Below are 15580 nucleotides of genomic sequence, written 5' to 3' on the forward strand. Positions count from 1 at the left end.
GCAGGAAGCATAATAAGCTCTCTGCCTTTTTTATATGGAAACAATCAAGTTGACCCATACAATTTACCTGTCCCCCCTCAATTCAAAATCAGGGAAAATAGAAGACTTTTTTAAGCTTTTCCAACATAGAACAATAATAGGAGAGGTTGTCTTTTTAGGATGGGGGATTTTCAATGGCGAAGGGATTTCTTATTTTAATGGCGGGAAGCATTCTGGTAGGCATCGGAATTAATCTGTTCTTTGTTCCCCACCAGTTTTTGGACGGTGGCATGATTGGAATCGGACTTATCTTTCATTATTGGTTCGGATTTAAATCAGGACTTACAATCATCCTTTTGAGCATACCACTTTATTTGATTGCCTTTTTTAAGGACAGATCCCTTTTTTATAACAGTATACACGGTTTATGGATGTCTTCGTTTATGATTGATTTTTTTTATCAATGGCACGACCTGTATCTCATTCCTCCATTACTCAGCTCATTCACTGGAGGTACTTTTGTCGGGGTGGGAATCGGCCTGATGCTGAGAGCTGACTCAGCAACCGGAGGAACGGACTTATTGGCACAGCTGATTGGAAAAAGCTTTGGATTTAATGTAGGCAAGTTGATATTTGCAATTGACAGTATGGTTGTATTAATTGGCTGGTCCATCATCGGAACAGAGTCTTTTTTGTATTCTTTGTTTGCCATTAGTACAGTAGGTTTTTTTACCACGATTTTGACACATGATAAAGATAGTGATGGAGATATTCCTTTCGCTAAATGATAAAAGCTGATAAAATGAAGAAGTTATGGGATTGCCCATCGTGAATATTCATGATATTCTAAACGGAAATTCTTAAGATACATAGCAATGAAAGTGGTGGAAGCCTTGGAACAAGATAAAACAAAAGAAGAATCAGTACATCAAGAAGAAAATCAATCAAGCTATCTGAAAATAAAAAAATTCAAATTTGTGATGCTCCTCTTTTTTCTCGTTTTCGCTACCGCTGGAATAACGACATTTGCGTTGGCATTCGGGGATGAAAAGGCAGTGAATGTAGGCGTCACAGAAAGAGCAGAGTTCAACAAGCTGTACGAAGCTTATGATAAATTGAATGAAAATTATTATAAGGATCTCGACCAGGAAAAACTGGTAAATGGTGCAATCAATGGAATGATTGAGAGCGTTGGTGATCCTTACTCCGATTACATGAATCAGGAAGAGGCCAAAAAGTTTGATGAAAGCATTTCATCATCTTTTGAAGGAATCGGTGCTGAAATTCAAGAGAAAGATGGATATATCTCGATCGTATCCCCAATTAAAGGATCTCCTGCCGAAAAAGCAGGTTTACAGCCTCATGATAAAATCATAAAGGTCGATGGTAAAAGTATCCAAGGCATGTCGGTGACCGACGCCGTACTCTTAATCCGCGGTGAGAAAGGAACGAAGGTAACATTGACGATCCAGCGCCCGGGGCAAGAAGGGAATATGGAAGTTACGATCACAAGAGATGAGATCCCGATCGAAACTGTCTATGCTGAAATGAAGGGAAATGGAGTAGCTGAAATCCAGATCACCAGCTTCTCTGAAAACACTTATAAAGAATTGGTCAATGCTATAAATGAGATGCAGGATAAAGGCATGAAGAAGCTTGTCCTGGACTTAAGACAAAATCCAGGTGGCCTTCTTGAGCAGGCAGTCAAAATTTCCAATCTGTTTGTTCCTGAAGGCGAAGTACTCTTCCAGGTTGAAAACCATGACGGCAAAGTAGAGAAGTATGTGTCTGAAGGCGGTCAGAAAGTGAATGTACCGACAGCCATTCTCGTGGATGAAGGAAGTGCGAGTGCTTCAGAAATTTTAGCTGCTGCAGTCAGTGAATCAAATGATATCCCATTGGTTGGGACGAAAACGTTTGGAAAAGGGACTGTCCAAACAGCAGAGACGTTTGAAGATGGTTCAAATATGAAATTCACCACCGCCAAATGGCTGACCCCTGATGGGAACTGGATTCATGAAAAAGGCATCACCCCGGATTATGAAGTGAAAATGCCTGACTATGCACAGCTGCCATTCATCAATCCTGATAAAGAGTTAAAAGAAAGCGATATGTCCGATTCAGTGAAAACAGCAGAACAGATGTTAAAAGCATTGGAAATCAACCCGGGAAATGTGGACGGCTTTTTCGATGAGGATACGAAGAGTGCCGTCGAGCAATTCCAGGAAAATAATAAACTTGATGTTACCGGCGTACTCAAAGGAGAGACCACGCTGAGACTCATGGAGCAGCTCCGTCAGAAACTTCAAGAAAATGATCCACAATTCAAAAAAGCGGTCGAGGTTCTAAAAAAAAGATGATGTCAAAAAGATCTCAGGAATTTCCCCTGAGATCTTTTTGTTTGAATAACAATCATTTCCGTTACTTAAAGAATGTTAAATAGCCATTCAATAAATAAAGTAAACGTCAGGAGGGAAAAAATTCTGATATGTCGAGGTCAAGGTAGCTTTCGATACGCTTCATCTTTCTCACGATCAACTGATGTAAATATTGTTTATATTTATCATCATCGGTATGGTCATATTCATATTGAAGAATTTTCAGGTGTTCCAAATGTTCCTGGAGTGAACGTTCGTCACTGTCTGAACCGCCGGATTGCACTTTCCTCAGGATGACCTCTACAAGTCGTTCATTTGTTGCTTCGATGGTTTTTGTCCCTTGGCGAACATAGATGGCACCATAGCGGAGTTCTCCTCTTGTTACAACAGAGGTATAGGGGACATATCTCGGATCGTAATCAATAATCAGCACCTGGAAACGCTTCATGTTTAAAAGGGGGTGGATGTCCTCTGTAAAGATGAAATCCTCGGTTCTGTAACGTAAATATTTTGGAAGCAAATGCTGAAGTTTATTATCCACATCTGCTTTATCCAAGAATTCATCATCAGTCAATCCTTTCAACTCTAAAGAACCATCATCATATTGCATAACCCCGATGATGATGCAGCCGCCTCCCGAATTAGATATGGCTAATACATGTTTGGCAAGCTTTGAGATTTCGATCCAATCTGATTTGAAATCCACATAATCGGTTTCGCCCGTATTATGAAGCAATAACTCCTTTAACGATTCATGCGAAGGATTCTTAAGGAAATCCCTTAGTTTCAAAGGCACTATTTTTTCATAGAACAATGAAAATCCCCGCCTTCATAAAACAGTCTTCTTCTATTATATATCTGTCCGGTCTCCCCTTAGAACAAACAATATAGGATTGGCGTTTCATTGTATTTGCTTAAGATTTTATATAAAATGAAAAGGTGAAGATCGAAGAGAAGAGGGAAGGGACAAATAAATGAAGAAAGAAGTCTTTATATTATCCGGATTTCTTGGGAGCGGGAAGACCACTTTATTGAAAGAAGTGCTGCAGGCTTTAAAAGTTGAAGGTAAGAAACCGGCTGTTCTGATGAACGAGTTGGGGAATGTTTCAATCGACAGTGATGCAGTGGAAGCTGACACCGCTTTACGGGAACTGCTGGATGGGTGTATCTGCTGTACCATTTCTGAAAAATTAGAGTCTCAATTACAGGAGCTGTTAGTAAACGAACAATTCGATGTACTTATTATTGAGACAACAGGCGCTGCTCATCCTGTAGAGGTAGTGGATTCAATTCTTTCCCCGTTATTTGCAGACAGATTTGAGTTCAAGGGCATTATTACAGTCGTGGATGCTAAGCAATGGAAAGACAGGTCGGGATTCAGTCCTTCCGTATTGCATTTAATGAGGGAACAGATCAGGCATGCTCAATATATCATCGCGAATAAAATGGATCTGCTTACCGAAATGGAACAGGGAAGATTCGTTTATGAACTCCAGCAGCTGAATTCGAATGCAAAAATATTCATGACGAATTATGCGAAAGTATCGATGAAAGATATATTTTCATCGAAATCAATTAATGAAATCAATGATTACGACCGGGCTGCGATTGGCCAACACCTTACCTTACAAGCTGTAGTTTACACGTTCAAGGGTTCTGTTGACAGTGAAAAGTTTGAAAAATGGGTTAAACGGCAGCCAGAGACAATTTACAGAATGAAAGGGTACATACCGCTTAGAGGCAATAAATATCCGACAATGTTTCAATATTCATACGGTATGCCTTTGTTCTTGCAGGCTGATATGAAGTATAAGACTAACTTTGTCGTCATTGGTGAAGGATTACATAAATCAGATATTATTCGAGGGCTTCAAGAAATCGATCACACGTGAACTAAAGGCGTCGATCACAATACTAAAAGGGCTAACCGAGATGGTTAACCCTTTTACTGTTAATGTGTATTTTCCCCGAATTTTTTGAAGGTCATCTCATCTTCTACCAATCCACACGCAGCACACTGCACTTTTAGTTCAGGACCATTATAAGCGAGATGGAATGGATCGAGGCTGCCTTCCTCATATTGCTGAACAACCTGACCTGATTGGGGATCCAATTTCACACTCTGCGGTACTTGTTGAATGATGTTAAACCTTGTCCGGTTCGTCCTGCAATTCGGACAGCGATACGGTGTAGTCATAAGAATCACCTATCCTTGTTTTTTTTTAGTATGCTCTGCTGAATCAAAATTATGTAAAGGAGATTTACTATGTGTAATGATACATTTCAATTTTTGCTCGAAGATTATCGAACCGTTTGGAAGAATCGGATCCTGCAAACTGGAGACAAAGCCGCAGAGGATATCCTGAAAGATGCCATTAGAAGGGAACTGCTCGACGAAAACAGTCATCCTCGAGTTAGAAAGCCGGTGAATGATAAATATGTATCGTCCTCCAGAAGAATCTTGGATTCTCAATTATCACCTGAAAGTAAAATCGACTTGCTTCGGTTACATATGGAATTAATGGAACAACTGAATTAAGGAGTTGAATAGATCATCTGCTGATTAGAAAAAGATAATCAAACTGTAAGGCTTTTTCCTTTTCTTCATACCCTGTAAGGTATATAATACAACTAGTTTTTTGAAAAGGATGATACAGTATGCTGTTAATAATGTTTTTTACTATTAGTGTGCTTTCCTATACATTTTATTACCGTTATGCACCAGTGCGTGTTAAAGAACTGAGAGGAAAGGATCTGGATGATTCTCATATCATCATCGACGTCAGGGATTATCAGGAGTCATATAAATCAACCTGCGACCAGGCTTTAGCCATTCCTTGCGGATACTTGAGGCGTCATGCTCATGAAATTCCCGCCGGTCAGATTATTGTCCTTGGTAATTCTTCCGTTGAATGCAATGTCGGGGTCAGACAATTAAGAGGTTTGGGATTCGCGGTAGTGGGATATATAAGAATGGAAAGAGACAACCCATGCAAAGATAGCTTATCTATGGGGTGAAATACCTATATTTTTGACACCTATTTGTAATATCCGTTACAAAAGGACGCGCTCCCGAATGGTGTCAATATTCTTTTTGCGGTAAATTTTAGGCCGTTGAGTAAAAAAATTCTTATTGCGGAAATGTAAGTTAAAAAAATAAATCCTTTATTTATCTAAGATTGCTAGCTTCCCAGATAAATTGTTTTTCATAAATGAACAATTTCAACTCAATTACCAATTCCTCCCGTAAATGTAACAATTAAAGGGTGTTATGATGAATGTGCAGCAAGAAAACAACACATTCACTAAGGAGGAATTCATCTTTATGAACAAGAAAAAATTGTTATCAGCAGCAACAGCATTAACATTATTAGCATCTCCATTAGCGGCAGGCAGTGCTGACGCTGCAAGTCCAGAACAAGTTAAAACTCAAGTCAAAACGTTTCAACTAAATGGTAATCAAGAAGATTTAAATAAATATATTCAAGATATTCTATCAAAATATGGAGCGGATGCTCAGAATATTAATATTCAAGATTGCTTGAAGGGTCAAACGCCACAACCTCAGGAAGCACCGAAAGCTGAAGCACCTGCACCTGAACAAAAAGCACCTGAAGCTGAAGCACCAGCTCCAGCACAGCCCAAGGCTCAGGAACAACAAGCTCAGCCTCAAGCTCAGGAACAACAGCAAGCGAAGCCTGCAGCAGAAACTGGCGAGTTAAGTCAATATGAGCAAAAAGTAGTTGAACTTACAAACCAGGAGCGTGCAAAGCAAGGACTTCCGGCACTTGAAGTGGATGCTGAGTTAAGTAAAGTTGCAAAAGAAAAATCCCGCGACATGCAAGCAAATAACTACTTCTCTCATGACAGCCCGACATACGGTTCACCTTTTGATATGATGAAACAATTCGGTATCGAATATTCTTCAGCAGGTGAAAATATTGCGATGGGTCAGCCTACTCCAGAAGAAGTTGTACAGGCATGGATGAATAGTGAAGGTCACCGTAAAAACATCATGAATTCTAATTACACTCATATCGGTGTAGGTTATGTTGAAGATGGACACTATTGGACACAACAATTCATTTCAAAATAATCTGATATTGAATGGAAGCAGCCTCTTTAGCGGAGGCTGCTCTTTTTTATTCGGAGACTATAAAAGATGAGCATGGATGGTTTCCACGACTTTTCTATAAACATCTAATAGTTGCAATTCATTGAAATGATTCTTAGTATGGTAATATAAAGATTTTCTGGAGTGGATGTTGGTGAGCAAGAACAAATCAGTTATGATAACCGGGGGTTCTAAAGGTATAGGGAGCCGGACAGCGATAGAATTTTCCAAAAACGGATACAAAGTGTTCATTAATTATAAAAGCGATGTAGAATATGCGAATGATTTCGTCAAGCAATTACGCGGTGTATACAATAATGAAGTTTTTGCAGTTAAAGGAGATGTTTCAAATCCTGATGATTGTGAAAAAATGGCGGAAATAACAAATGAACAATGTGAAGGCATTGATATTTTGATCCATAATGCAGGTCCCTATGTCAAAGAAAGAAAGACATTTGATGAATATTCCCCGGAAGAATGGAATTACATAGTAAACGGTAATCTCAACAGTGTCTTTTACTTGACGCGGCTGATGATTCCGAAAATGAGAGAAAAGAAATGGGGAAGAATCATCACACTTGGTTATGACAGAGTAGAAACTTCCCCTGGCTGGGTCTATCGTTCTGCTTTTGCAGCTGCAAAGGCGGGGCTTGCTTCATTTACGAAAACGATTTCGATTGAAGAAGCCAAAAATGGAATTACATCAAACATGGTTTGTCCGGGTGATATCGTTGGGGAATGGAAAGAAGACGAAATTGTCCGTGCAAAGGAGAGAAAGGATCCCGCCACTCCGGTCGGTCGTCCTGGTACCGGTCAAGATGTAGCGAGGGTAGTAGAATTTCTTTGCAGGGAAGACTCTGATTTTATAACAGGAGCAGTTATACCTGTTACAGGAGGCAAAGATGTCCTCGGGAAAGTATTTCATAATTAAAAAAAGATTCGCTCAGTGATCGGGCGAATCTTCTTTGTTATGATTTCAATCTCGTCGTGTACTCTTTTCTGAATCTCTTTTGAATGACAAGCAGTCTTCCCGATAGAGTCAAAGCGCCTGCTGTCAATCCTGAAGTAAGACCAAGCCAGTAGCCGTAAGGTCCTAACTCTGTGAAGTTTGCCAATAGATAGCCGAGCGGAAGTCCGATCACCCAATAGGAGATCAGCGCCATGATAAAGGTGATATTCACATCCTTATAGCCTCGGAGCGCCCCCTGGACAGGAGCCTGTATCGCATCAGAAAGCTGAAAGAAGACCGCATACAATAGAAAATGGCCGATAAGCTCCAGGACATATGCATCATCACTATAGAGATGCGAAATCTCATTTCTGAATCCATATAGAATCACACCATACAGAACGGCCAGAATAAGAGCGATACTTACCCCCATCCAGCTGTATGTTTTCGCATCTTTAAGCCTTTTTGCACCAACCTCAAAGCCCACTACAATCGTCAGTGCCATTGATATACTCAACGGAATCATATATAAAAATGATGCGAAATTGAGCGCTGCCTGGTGTGCGGCGATGACTGCAGTTTTATATTCACTCATCAGCAATGTAACGGCAGAGAAAATGCTGACCTCAAAAAATATGGATAAACCGATGGGTACACCGATTTTAAATATTTCTTTCCACTTACTGAAATTTGGTTTCTGCATCGTGATGAATATTTGGAAATCCTGAAATGGACTTTTTGTATGGATGATCCAGAAAGCTATGAGCGTAATAATCCAATAAGTAATCGCAGAAGCGTAACCTGCTCCTACCCCGCCAAGTTCAGGCAGACCAAGTTTTCCAAATATGAAGATATAATTCAGTATTACGTTGATCGGAAGAGATAACAGGGTGATGAACATAGTCACTCTTGTCAAACCGAGTGCATCAATAAAAGATCGCAAAACATTGAAGATGAATAAGGGAATCATCCCGATTGATAACGCGATCAAATAATCTTTGGCGACACGGTGTACATTTTCGTCAAGGTTCATGCCGTTCAGGATGGGATCTAGAACGATCATACCTATACCCATGACAAGAAGTGACAGAAGAATTGCCGCATAGACTCCCTGAAAAACAGTATGGGGAACTTCTCTCTTTTGTCCCCCGCCAATCAATTGTGCGACGATCGGGGTTACCGACAGTAAAATACCGCTAAGACCTGTAAAGACTGGCACCCAGAGCGAAGAGCCGATTGCGACTCCTGCCAGATCATTCGGAGAGAATTGTCCGGACATGATCGTATCAAAGAAATTCATGGAGAACATGCCGAGTTGAGTGATCAGTATAGGAACTAAGATAAACGAAAACTGTGACAGTTTTCCCTTTATACTGTATGTCTGTTTCATATGCCTGACTCCTTATGTTCATTTGCTGCAAACGTTGATAAATCGATGCAATCACTAAATACACTATCATACTGTATCATATTAGTTGGAAAGTAAGTACGAAAAAGCTTTTTAAAGGTTTCTGTTTGAGCAGGGAATAAGAGGAAAGAATAATTCATTGTTCTATCCGAAGCGCATTTTTGATAAAGTGTATATGGATAGTTAAAAAAGATAAGCGATAACGACTGGATAGGAGTACATATACATGAATAAACATATTTTATTTACTGGTGGAGGGTCTGCTGGGCACGTTACGGTAAACACAGCCTTGATTCCTCATTTTGAAAGTGAAGGATGGAAAGTGACCTATATAGGATCTGAAGACGGGATAGAGAAAGAAATCATTATTGATCAGTTTCCGCATATTCCATATAAAAGCATTTCGAGCGGAAAGCTGCGCCGCTATTTCTCGTGGAAGAATTTTACCGATCCCTTCAGGGTTATGAAAGGAGTAATGGAGGCATTATTGGTGATCCGCAAATCCAAACCGGATATCATCTTTTCTAAAGGCGGATTTGTATCTGTGCCGGTTGTAATGGCAGCCAAAATGGCAAAGGTGCCCGTTGCCATCCATGAATCAGATGTCACCCCAGGTTTAGCCAATAAACTGGCAGTCCCTTTCGCAACAAAAATATTCACGACATTCCCTGAAACGGTAAAGACACTCCCGCAGGAAAAATCAATATGCGCCGGTGCCATCATCCGGGAAGAATTATTCAAAGGTGATGCAGCTGAAGGAAAACGACTATCAGGGTTTTATGAAGAAAAACCTGTGCTGATGATCATGGGTGGCAGCTTAGGAGCGAGAAAGATCAACGAAGCGGTAAGAGAAAATCTCGAGGACCTGTTAGCTCAATTTCAAATCATCCATATTTGCGGTAAGGGGAATATTGAAGAACAAGCTATTCAAAAGGGCTATAGGCAATATGAATTTATTAAAGGCGAACTTCCCCATTATTTAGCGATGACCGATTTTGTCATTTCACGTGCGGGATCGAATTCCATTTTTGAATTTTTGGCATTGAAGAAGCCCATGCTTCTCATTCCGCTTTCCAGGGAGGCAAGCAGGGGGGACCAGATCTTAAATGCCGACTCTTTTGCAGGGCATGGGTATGCGTTGAAACTTGAAGAAGAAGAACTGACAAGAGAAAGCTTTATCAATAAAGTCAATGAGTTGAAAGGAAGCGGTGAAGAAATCCTTTCAAACATGAGAAGTGGACAGAAGGCATATACGATAAAGGACATGTATCAGGAACTTGCCGCTATGTCAAAATGATAACTTAATCTCTTCCTTCGCGCATATAGTGTATGAATAGGCGAAGGGGAGAGGATGGGTATGAGTTATCAATATTCAAAAGGATGGTATATAAAAGAGCTTAAAAAAATGGGCTACAATTATCATCCAGTGGATAAACGAAAACTTGAAAGCTATAAAACCTTTGTTGTAAGAAATTTATATTTTGAAAAACTTGCGAAGAAGAAATAATAAAAATGCCGGCTCTTGTGTTTCTGAGAAAACACAGAAGCCGGCTATTTGTTGGTAAAGGATTCTTTAGATTCAAAACAACCTGGAAAATCAAAAAAACGACTGCCAAAATTGGCAGCCGGATAGGCTTATCTGACTTTTTGATACATATTAAGCTTCCATAGCCTGCTCTTCCTGTTCTTCCGCAGCTTGATACAAATGAAGTGTATACAAATCTTTAGGGATTTCATAAAGATCATAAACATCTTCAGCTGCATTTAATTGATCATAAAGAGCTTTTCTTGTTTCGTTGGCATTCACGACGTAAGGTAATTTTTGTGCAGCTTTTTGTGAACGGGTATTGATTTTTCGAATTCTCATAAAGATCGTTTCCATACCCAGCTCATAAAAAAGCTCATGAAAAAATGCATCTTTCGCAGGCTTGTTATATCCCTTGCCATGGAAAGACTTGCCGATCCAGGTCCCCAGAAACCCTGCGTTTTCCTGGATATCGAATAAATTAATGGTACCGATGGCATTGCCCCATTCATCGATGATGGTGCGTGAGATCAGCTCGCCACGCTCCTCCGCTTCGATTGTCTGCTTTGTTAAAAAGAGAAACTCATCATGTGAGTACGCTTTTTGACGCACAAAAGGGAAGACATCCGGGTGCACCATCAAGTCATACAGAGCATGACAGTCCTGTAAATCACGTTTCTTGATCATAGTAGACCCTCCTTGAGGGCAGTCTACTTGCGTACGATCCCACCCTCGAAATTTTTAAAAGTTAACTAAAAAATTTCGGGGTGGGAATCGAACCCACTAAGACCAGTCAAGAAACTGGTGGCGCACCTTTTGCCTTCCCTCCATTACAATCGCTCTATTATAAATAGATCGAGCTTAAAGAACATTGTAATCGGAAATAAATATCCTTCTGTATCATATATGAAATTATATAAAAAGGGAATAGGAAAAATGCTCAATTTCGCTAAAAAAATATAACAAATTTCTACAAATTTTGATATGCGATTTCACCATTTACAAACGTGAAAATCGGCTTGGCCATAAAGTGGAAAGGATGATGGCTCCACACCACCAAATCCGCATCTTTCCCGGCTTCCAGAGAGCCGATTCGATCGTCCACCCCCAGGTTTTTAGCTGGAAGAAGTGTAATCCCTTCCAGAGCCTTACTTTCGTCAAGACCTTCCCGCACCGCTATAGCTGCACACATGTTCAAGTACTGGATCGGCGTGTAAGGATGATCAGTCGTAATCGACACTTCCACGCCTGCTTCTGTCAGTTTTTGATATGTGATCCAGCTTTTATTCTTCAGTTCTACTTTTGATCGGCGTGTAAATGTCGGTCCCACGGCCACTTTTAAATTTCTGCCTTTCATTTCATCAGCAATAAGATGACCTTCTGTACAGTGTTCAATCCTTAAATCCAAATCGAATTCTTCTGCAAAACGAATGGCAGAGAGGATATCATCTGCCCGGTGAGCATGGATCCTTACCGGAATATCCTTTTTTAAAGCAGAGACAAGAGGTGCCACTCTCAATTCCTCAGGCTGGTCACAATATTTGGCTGAGAAGAATGCCTCCCGAAGCATTCCCATGATGCCCATTCTCGTAATTGAATCATTATTTCCAGTACTGTGTATACGCTTCGGGTTTTCACCCAGGGCGAGCTTCAATCCTGAAGTCTCCTTGATCATCATGGACCGTATGGATGAACCGTGCGTTTTAATGACAGAAGTAGTTCCTCCGATGACATTGGCACTGCCAGGCATCACATTCACAGCAGTAACTCCATATTTAAGTGCATCCTGAAAACCCGGATCAAGCGGGTAAACCCCGTCGAAAGCACGGATATGGGGGGTCATTGGTTCGATTGTTTCGTTTGCATCATTTCCCGCCCAGCCTGTTCCCTCGTCATATAAACCCAAGTGCGTATGAGTATCGATGAATCCCGGAAAAATATATTTCCCTCGGCAGTCAATCACTCTGATATTGGGCGGGATATCTAATTTATGTTGATAAATTTGCTTGATTTTCCCATCAGAAATGAAGATGGAACCATTTGGTACGGGTGATGAAGAAATCGGATAAATGGCTGCATTCATTAAAAGTATTGAATTCATAATAAATCCTTTCATATTTCGGGTAGTATATGACTCCTATTCTAATCACTTTTTTGCGAAAAGAGAAGTCAGGCTTTCTTTTTATTTCGAAAATATGAAAATAACAGATAAAAACATATTGCTGTGATTGCAATTAAACTTAAAGGTCTGATGTATCTAACTCCTGTCACCTCAATATGTTCCCAATGTATACCGAGCTCCATTCCGATGATCATAAACAGCAGTGTCCACGGAAGCATGGCTGCAAACGTATAAAGTGTGAAAGCTGTCAAAGACATCCTGCTGATTCCTGCCGGAATACTGATGGCATGCCGCACCACCGGAATGAACCGCGCAGTGAAGATAACAATTGTGCCATAACGGTTAAACCATGTTTCTGCAGATTCGATATGCTTTTCAGATATAAATAGATATTTACCGTATTTCTTAAAAAATGGTCTTCCGCCGTAATAACCGAGCCAGTAAAGAAACAGCTGAGCCGCAGTCCCTCCGATAACACCTCCAAGAAAAGCCCCAATGAAGGAAAGCTTTCCCGAACTGACCATGAATCCCGCATAACTTAACACAAGCTCGCTGGGAATGACCTCGATCATCAAAGCGAGTGCAATTCCGATATAACCCCAATCCGTTAATACCGTGAGTAAAGAGACCAACCATTCGTGATTCATCATTACCTCCTACATTACGCCTGAATATTGCAGGATGAGGATCAGTATCCCCAAAGTCCATACATAATAAGAAAAAAGTTTTAACGAGTGCTTTTTTAAGTAGTTGACCATGGAAAGGATAGCAAGATAACCAAATACAGCAGCTGTGACCGTCCCGACGGCCAAGCTTGTAAACGGAATCGCTTCAACATGGCCGCTGAACATTTCTCTTCCTTGAAAAATAATTCCCCCGAGAATTGCCGGTGTAGAGAGAAGGAAAGAGAAATAAGCCGCTGTTTCTCGATCAAGTTTTCTAAATAAACCAGCTGCAATGGTAAGACCCGATCTTGAGAGAGCCGGGAAAATCGCTGCAGCCTGGAAGCTCCCGATTATCAAAGCATCGGTGTAGTTGATATCCTCCAGTTTCTTATGACCGTTTTTTACCCCGTCAGCCATGAACATGATCAATCCGGTTGCTATAAACTCCCATCCGATTGTAGATCCGCTTTTGGAAATCGCATCAAAGTAATCTTCAAATAATAGACCGATGATCACAGCCGGTATCGTCCCGATCACAAGTATCCATGAAAGTTTACTAAAAGGGTGTTTGATCATATGGAGAAGTTCTTTTTGATAAAAAACGAGAACGGCAACGAGTGTGCCGATATGCAGCATGGTATCAAGGAATAAACCGGCTTCTTCCAATCCAAAGGCGTATCTGCCCAGAAATAAGTGCCCTGTACTTGATATTGGAAGAAATTCGGTTAACCCTTGAATGATTCCCAGAATAAATGCTTCAAATTTATCCATTTTACATCGAACCTTTCTTTAAGAATACTTTGGACAAACCTCCTCACTTAACGTATATTCACTTCAGCTGTGTTTCATGAAGAAGTTAACTGATTGGAATAAATTATTGATAAAATGAAACTTTGGCAGTTGAAGAACGTAAGTATAAGGTGAAGTGTTATAGGAAGGTTCCAGTAAGGAGGAAGAAAATGCCGACAAAAGATGAAAGATTGATGGCTGCACTCATTTATGTATCAAGTTTTTTTACTGTTTTTATCGGACCGGTCATCATTTGGCTTTTGAAAAAAGATGAATCTGGATTTGTTGATCATCATGGGAAAGAATATCTTAACTTTCTGATTTCATATACAATTTATGGAATCATCAGTTCGATTCTGATCATTGTGCTGATTGGACTGGTCATTGCCCCGATTGTAGGGATTCTGGCCATAATCTTTACAATATTAGCAGCAATTAAAGCATACGAGGGAGAGCATTACCGCATTCCCACCGTTATTCATTTCTTTAAATAAGGATTAAGAAGGGCTCATGGCTGATCAAAGCTGTGAGCTCTTGCTCATTTATTGGAATTATGTTGACAATTGATGCTGAAACTTGATAATTTATATTAAAATAACTTCTCAAATACATAAATTGATAGATGACGAGGCTTGAGGAGAGGGGAAGATTATGACGAGGATTGATAACAAAGAAAGATTGCTGAGATTAATGACCATCTTTACCCAAGAAACAGATGAAGATCATGAGCTGAGTTTAGATGAACTCATACTGCGGTTCAAACAGATCTACGGACCGGATGTGAAACTCAATAAAAATTCCTTAAAAGATGATATCAATCATCTGATCAATCATTCTTTTGATGTTACCATCAATCAGGAAAAGGACGGGCTGCCAAAGTTCTACAGCCATCAGTACCGACTCTTTGAATTATACGAACTCCGTATGCTGGTGGATGCAGTTGTATCAGCGAAATTCATTACCAGACAGGAAACCCGTCAGTTGATCGGTAAAATCAGAAAGCTCACGAGCTCACATCAAGGAAAAAAACTCCAGAATGAGATTCAGGTTGATTCATCAATAAAGAGTGAAAGCCCGTTTATCAGATTGGCGATTCATGACCTTCATCAGGCTATATCGGAACGGAGGATCATCACGTTTCAATATGGACGGTACGACATGGATAAGAACTTCAAACTAAGCCATGACGGCAGCCTGTATAAAGTGAAGCCATATGCTTTAACCTGGGCCAATGACTTCTATTATCTGATCGCCTATTATTACGAGGCTGGTGAAATCCGTCATTACCGGGTTGACCGGCTGCGGAATGTGAATATCATGAATGAATCTTTCCCATACGAATCGTTTGATGTATCTAAATATGTACAGTCGACCTTTCATATGTTTGCAGGTGATGAGGAATGGATCAAAATTAAATTTAAAAATCACCTCATCAATGTGATTATCGACAAGTTCGGCAAGGATGTGGATATTCAAAAGCATGATGAAGATCATTTCATCTTATCAGTCAAAGCGAGGGTGAGCGGAGGGCTGATCAATTGGATACTGAACTTCGGGTCGCAGGCAAATGTCATATCGCCTGCTCCACTATACGAGACGGTCAAAGAAGAAGTCTCCCGCATGAATAAACTGTATGAATAATAGAAATCGT

General features: G+C 40.3%; 18 protein-coding genes. 11 read left to right on the top strand and 7 right to left on the bottom strand.

Annotated features, from left to right (window positions below; translation table 11 throughout):
• The first annotated feature begins 173 nt into the window (after positions 1-173).
• Complete coding sequence (locus V6B33_RS16145) at positions 174-767, top strand: YitT family protein (RefSeq protein ID WP_334218781.1); 594 nt, start codon at positions 174-176, stop codon at positions 765-767.
• 87 nt (positions 768-854) lie between these two features.
• Entirely contained in the window at positions 855-2339 is a 1485-nt protein-coding gene (locus tag V6B33_RS16150; RefSeq protein WP_334218782.1) for a S41 family peptidase, read from the top strand.
• A 106-nt stretch (positions 2340-2445) separates the two neighbouring features.
• On the opposite strand, the gene V6B33_RS16155 is transcribed toward V6B33_RS16150, so the two are convergent.
• Entirely contained in the window at positions 2446-3171 is a 726-nt protein-coding gene (locus V6B33_RS16155; RefSeq protein ID WP_334218783.1) for an AlbA family DNA-binding domain-containing protein, read from the bottom strand.
• Positions 3172-3331: 160 nt separating this feature from the next.
• Here V6B33_RS16155 and V6B33_RS16160 point away from each other — a divergent pair, with 160 nt between their 5' ends.
• The gene (locus V6B33_RS16160) at positions 3332-4249 is read left to right on the top strand and encodes a CobW family GTP-binding protein (RefSeq protein WP_334218784.1); all 918 of its coding nucleotides are present in this window, start codon (positions 3332-3334) and stop codon (positions 4247-4249) included.
• Between the two features lie 59 nt (positions 4250-4308).
• On the opposite strand, the gene V6B33_RS16165 is transcribed toward V6B33_RS16160, so the two are convergent.
• Positions 4309-4554, bottom strand: a complete 246-nt coding sequence (locus V6B33_RS16165) for a DNA alkylation repair protein (RefSeq protein ID WP_334218785.1) — start codon at positions 4552-4554, stop codon at positions 4309-4311.
• A 69-nt stretch (positions 4555-4623) separates the two neighbouring features.
• On the opposite strand from V6B33_RS16165, the gene V6B33_RS16170 reads away from it, so the two are divergent.
• From V6B33_RS16170 to V6B33_RS16185, 4 genes are all read left to right on the top strand, one after another.
• Entirely contained in the window at positions 4624-4896 is a 273-nt protein-coding gene (locus V6B33_RS16170; protein WP_334218786.1) for a hypothetical protein, read from the top strand.
• Positions 4897-5015: 119 nt separating this feature from the next.
• Complete coding sequence (locus V6B33_RS16175) at positions 5016-5375, top strand: sulfurtransferase (RefSeq protein ID WP_334218787.1); 360 nt, start codon at positions 5016-5018, stop codon at positions 5373-5375.
• A 307-nt stretch (positions 5376-5682) separates the two neighbouring features.
• The gene (locus tag V6B33_RS16180) at positions 5683-6453 is read left to right on the top strand and encodes a CAP domain-containing protein (protein WP_334218788.1); all 771 of its coding nucleotides are present in this window, start codon (positions 5683-5685) and stop codon (positions 6451-6453) included.
• Between the two features lie 172 nt (positions 6454-6625).
• Positions 6626-7402 (top strand): SDR family oxidoreductase, encoded by a 777-nt coding sequence (locus V6B33_RS16185; RefSeq protein WP_442915548.1) that lies wholly within the window; start codon positions 6626-6628, stop codon positions 7400-7402.
• Between the two features lie 37 nt (positions 7403-7439).
• Here V6B33_RS16185 and V6B33_RS16190 read toward each other — a convergent pair whose 3' ends face one another.
• On the bottom strand, positions 7440-8810 hold the full coding sequence (locus V6B33_RS16190; protein ID WP_334218789.1) for an MATE family efflux transporter: 1371 nt from the start codon (positions 8808-8810) through the stop codon (positions 7440-7442).
• 244 nt (positions 8811-9054) lie between these two features.
• On the opposite strand from V6B33_RS16190, the gene V6B33_RS16195 reads away from it, so the two are divergent.
• Complete coding sequence (locus tag V6B33_RS16195) at positions 9055-10125, top strand: undecaprenyldiphospho-muramoylpentapeptide beta-N-acetylglucosaminyltransferase (protein ID WP_334218790.1); 1071 nt, start codon at positions 9055-9057, stop codon at positions 10123-10125.
• 60 nt (positions 10126-10185) lie between these two features.
• The gene (locus V6B33_RS16200; protein WP_334218791.1) at positions 10186-10335 is read left to right on the top strand and encodes a DUF2639 domain-containing protein; all 150 of its coding nucleotides are present in this window, start codon (positions 10186-10188) and stop codon (positions 10333-10335) included.
• A gap of 150 nt (positions 10336-10485) precedes the next feature.
• Here V6B33_RS16200 and V6B33_RS16205 read toward each other — a convergent pair whose 3' ends face one another.
• From V6B33_RS16205 to V6B33_RS16220, 4 genes are all read right to left on the bottom strand, one after another.
• Positions 10486-11040, bottom strand: coding sequence for a GNAT family N-acetyltransferase (locus V6B33_RS16205; protein WP_334218792.1), 555 nt, complete (start codon positions 11038-11040; stop codon positions 10486-10488).
• A gap of 283 nt (positions 11041-11323) precedes the next feature.
• Positions 11324-12454, bottom strand: a complete 1131-nt coding sequence (locus V6B33_RS16210; protein WP_334218793.1) for an amidohydrolase — start codon at positions 12452-12454, stop codon at positions 11324-11326.
• 68 nt (positions 12455-12522) lie between these two features.
• On the bottom strand, positions 12523-13122 hold the full coding sequence (locus V6B33_RS16215) for a DedA family protein (RefSeq protein WP_334218829.1): 600 nt from the start codon (positions 13120-13122) through the stop codon (positions 12523-12525).
• Positions 13123-13131: 9 nt separating this feature from the next.
• Positions 13132-13911 carry an undecaprenyl-diphosphate phosphatase gene (locus V6B33_RS16220; RefSeq protein ID WP_334218794.1) on the bottom strand — a complete coding sequence of 260 codons (780 nt, stop codon included), beginning with the start codon at positions 13909-13911 and terminating at the stop codon, positions 13132-13134.
• A 188-nt stretch (positions 13912-14099) separates the two neighbouring features.
• On the opposite strand from V6B33_RS16220, the gene V6B33_RS16225 reads away from it, so the two are divergent.
• On the top strand, positions 14100-14423 hold the full coding sequence (locus V6B33_RS16225; protein ID WP_334218795.1) for a DUF4870 domain-containing protein: 324 nt from the start codon (positions 14100-14102) through the stop codon (positions 14421-14423).
• Between the two features lie 157 nt (positions 14424-14580).
• A complete protein-coding gene (locus V6B33_RS16230) occupies positions 14581-15570 on the top strand; it encodes a helix-turn-helix transcriptional regulator (RefSeq protein WP_334218796.1) in 990 nt (329 codons plus the stop codon).
• Positions 15571-15580: the final 10 nt, after the last annotated feature.

This window comes from Mangrovibacillus sp. Mu-81, from assembly GCF_036867415.1.
Classification (GTDB): domain Bacteria; phylum Bacillota; class Bacilli; order Bacillales; family Bacillaceae_B; genus Rossellomorea.

Excerpts from the sequence above, each read along its gene's own strand:
- V6B33_RS16145 (WP_334218781.1), top strand. The coding sequence starts at position 174 with ATGGCGAAGGGATTTCTTATTTTAATGGCGGGAAGCATTCTGGTAGGC.
- V6B33_RS16150 (WP_334218782.1), top strand. The coding sequence starts at position 855 with ATGAAAGTGGTGGAAGCCTTGGAACAAGATAAAACAAAAGAAGAATCA.
- V6B33_RS16160 (WP_334218784.1), top strand. The coding sequence starts at position 3,332 with ATGAAGAAAGAAGTCTTTATATTATCCGGATTTCTTGGGAGCGGGAAG.
- V6B33_RS16165 (WP_334218785.1), bottom strand. The coding sequence starts at position 4,554 with ATGACTACACCGTATCGCTGTCCGAATTGCAGGACGAACCGGACAAGG.
- V6B33_RS16170 (WP_334218786.1), top strand. The coding sequence starts at position 4,624 with ATGTGTAATGATACATTTCAATTTTTGCTCGAAGATTATCGAACCGTT.
- V6B33_RS16175 (WP_334218787.1), top strand. The coding sequence starts at position 5,016 with ATGCTGTTAATAATGTTTTTTACTATTAGTGTGCTTTCCTATACATTT.
- V6B33_RS16180 (WP_334218788.1), top strand. The coding sequence starts at position 5,683 with ATGAACAAGAAAAAATTGTTATCAGCAGCAACAGCATTAACATTATTA.
- V6B33_RS16190 (WP_334218789.1), bottom strand. The coding sequence starts at position 8,810 with ATGAAACAGACATACAGTATAAAGGGAAAACTGTCACAGTTTTCGTTT.
- V6B33_RS16195 (WP_334218790.1), top strand. The coding sequence starts at position 9,055 with ATGAATAAACATATTTTATTTACTGGTGGAGGGTCTGCTGGGCACGTT.
- V6B33_RS16200 (WP_334218791.1), top strand. The coding sequence starts at position 10,186 with ATGAGTTATCAATATTCAAAAGGATGGTATATAAAAGAGCTTAAAAAA.
- V6B33_RS16205 (WP_334218792.1), bottom strand. The coding sequence starts at position 11,040 with ATGATCAAGAAACGTGATTTACAGGACTGTCATGCTCTGTATGACTTG.
- V6B33_RS16210 (WP_334218793.1), bottom strand. The coding sequence starts at position 12,454 with ATGAATTCAATACTTTTAATGAATGCAGCCATTTATCCGATTTCTTCA.
- V6B33_RS16215 (WP_334218829.1), bottom strand. The coding sequence starts at position 13,122 with ATGAATCACGAATGGTTGGTCTCTTTACTCACGGTATTAACGGATTGG.
- V6B33_RS16220 (WP_334218794.1), bottom strand. The coding sequence starts at position 13,911 with ATGGATAAATTTGAAGCATTTATTCTGGGAATCATTCAAGGGTTAACC.
- V6B33_RS16225 (WP_334218795.1), top strand. The coding sequence starts at position 14,100 with ATGCCGACAAAAGATGAAAGATTGATGGCTGCACTCATTTATGTATCA.
- V6B33_RS16230 (WP_334218796.1), top strand. The coding sequence starts at position 14,581 with ATGACGAGGATTGATAACAAAGAAAGATTGCTGAGATTAATGACCATC.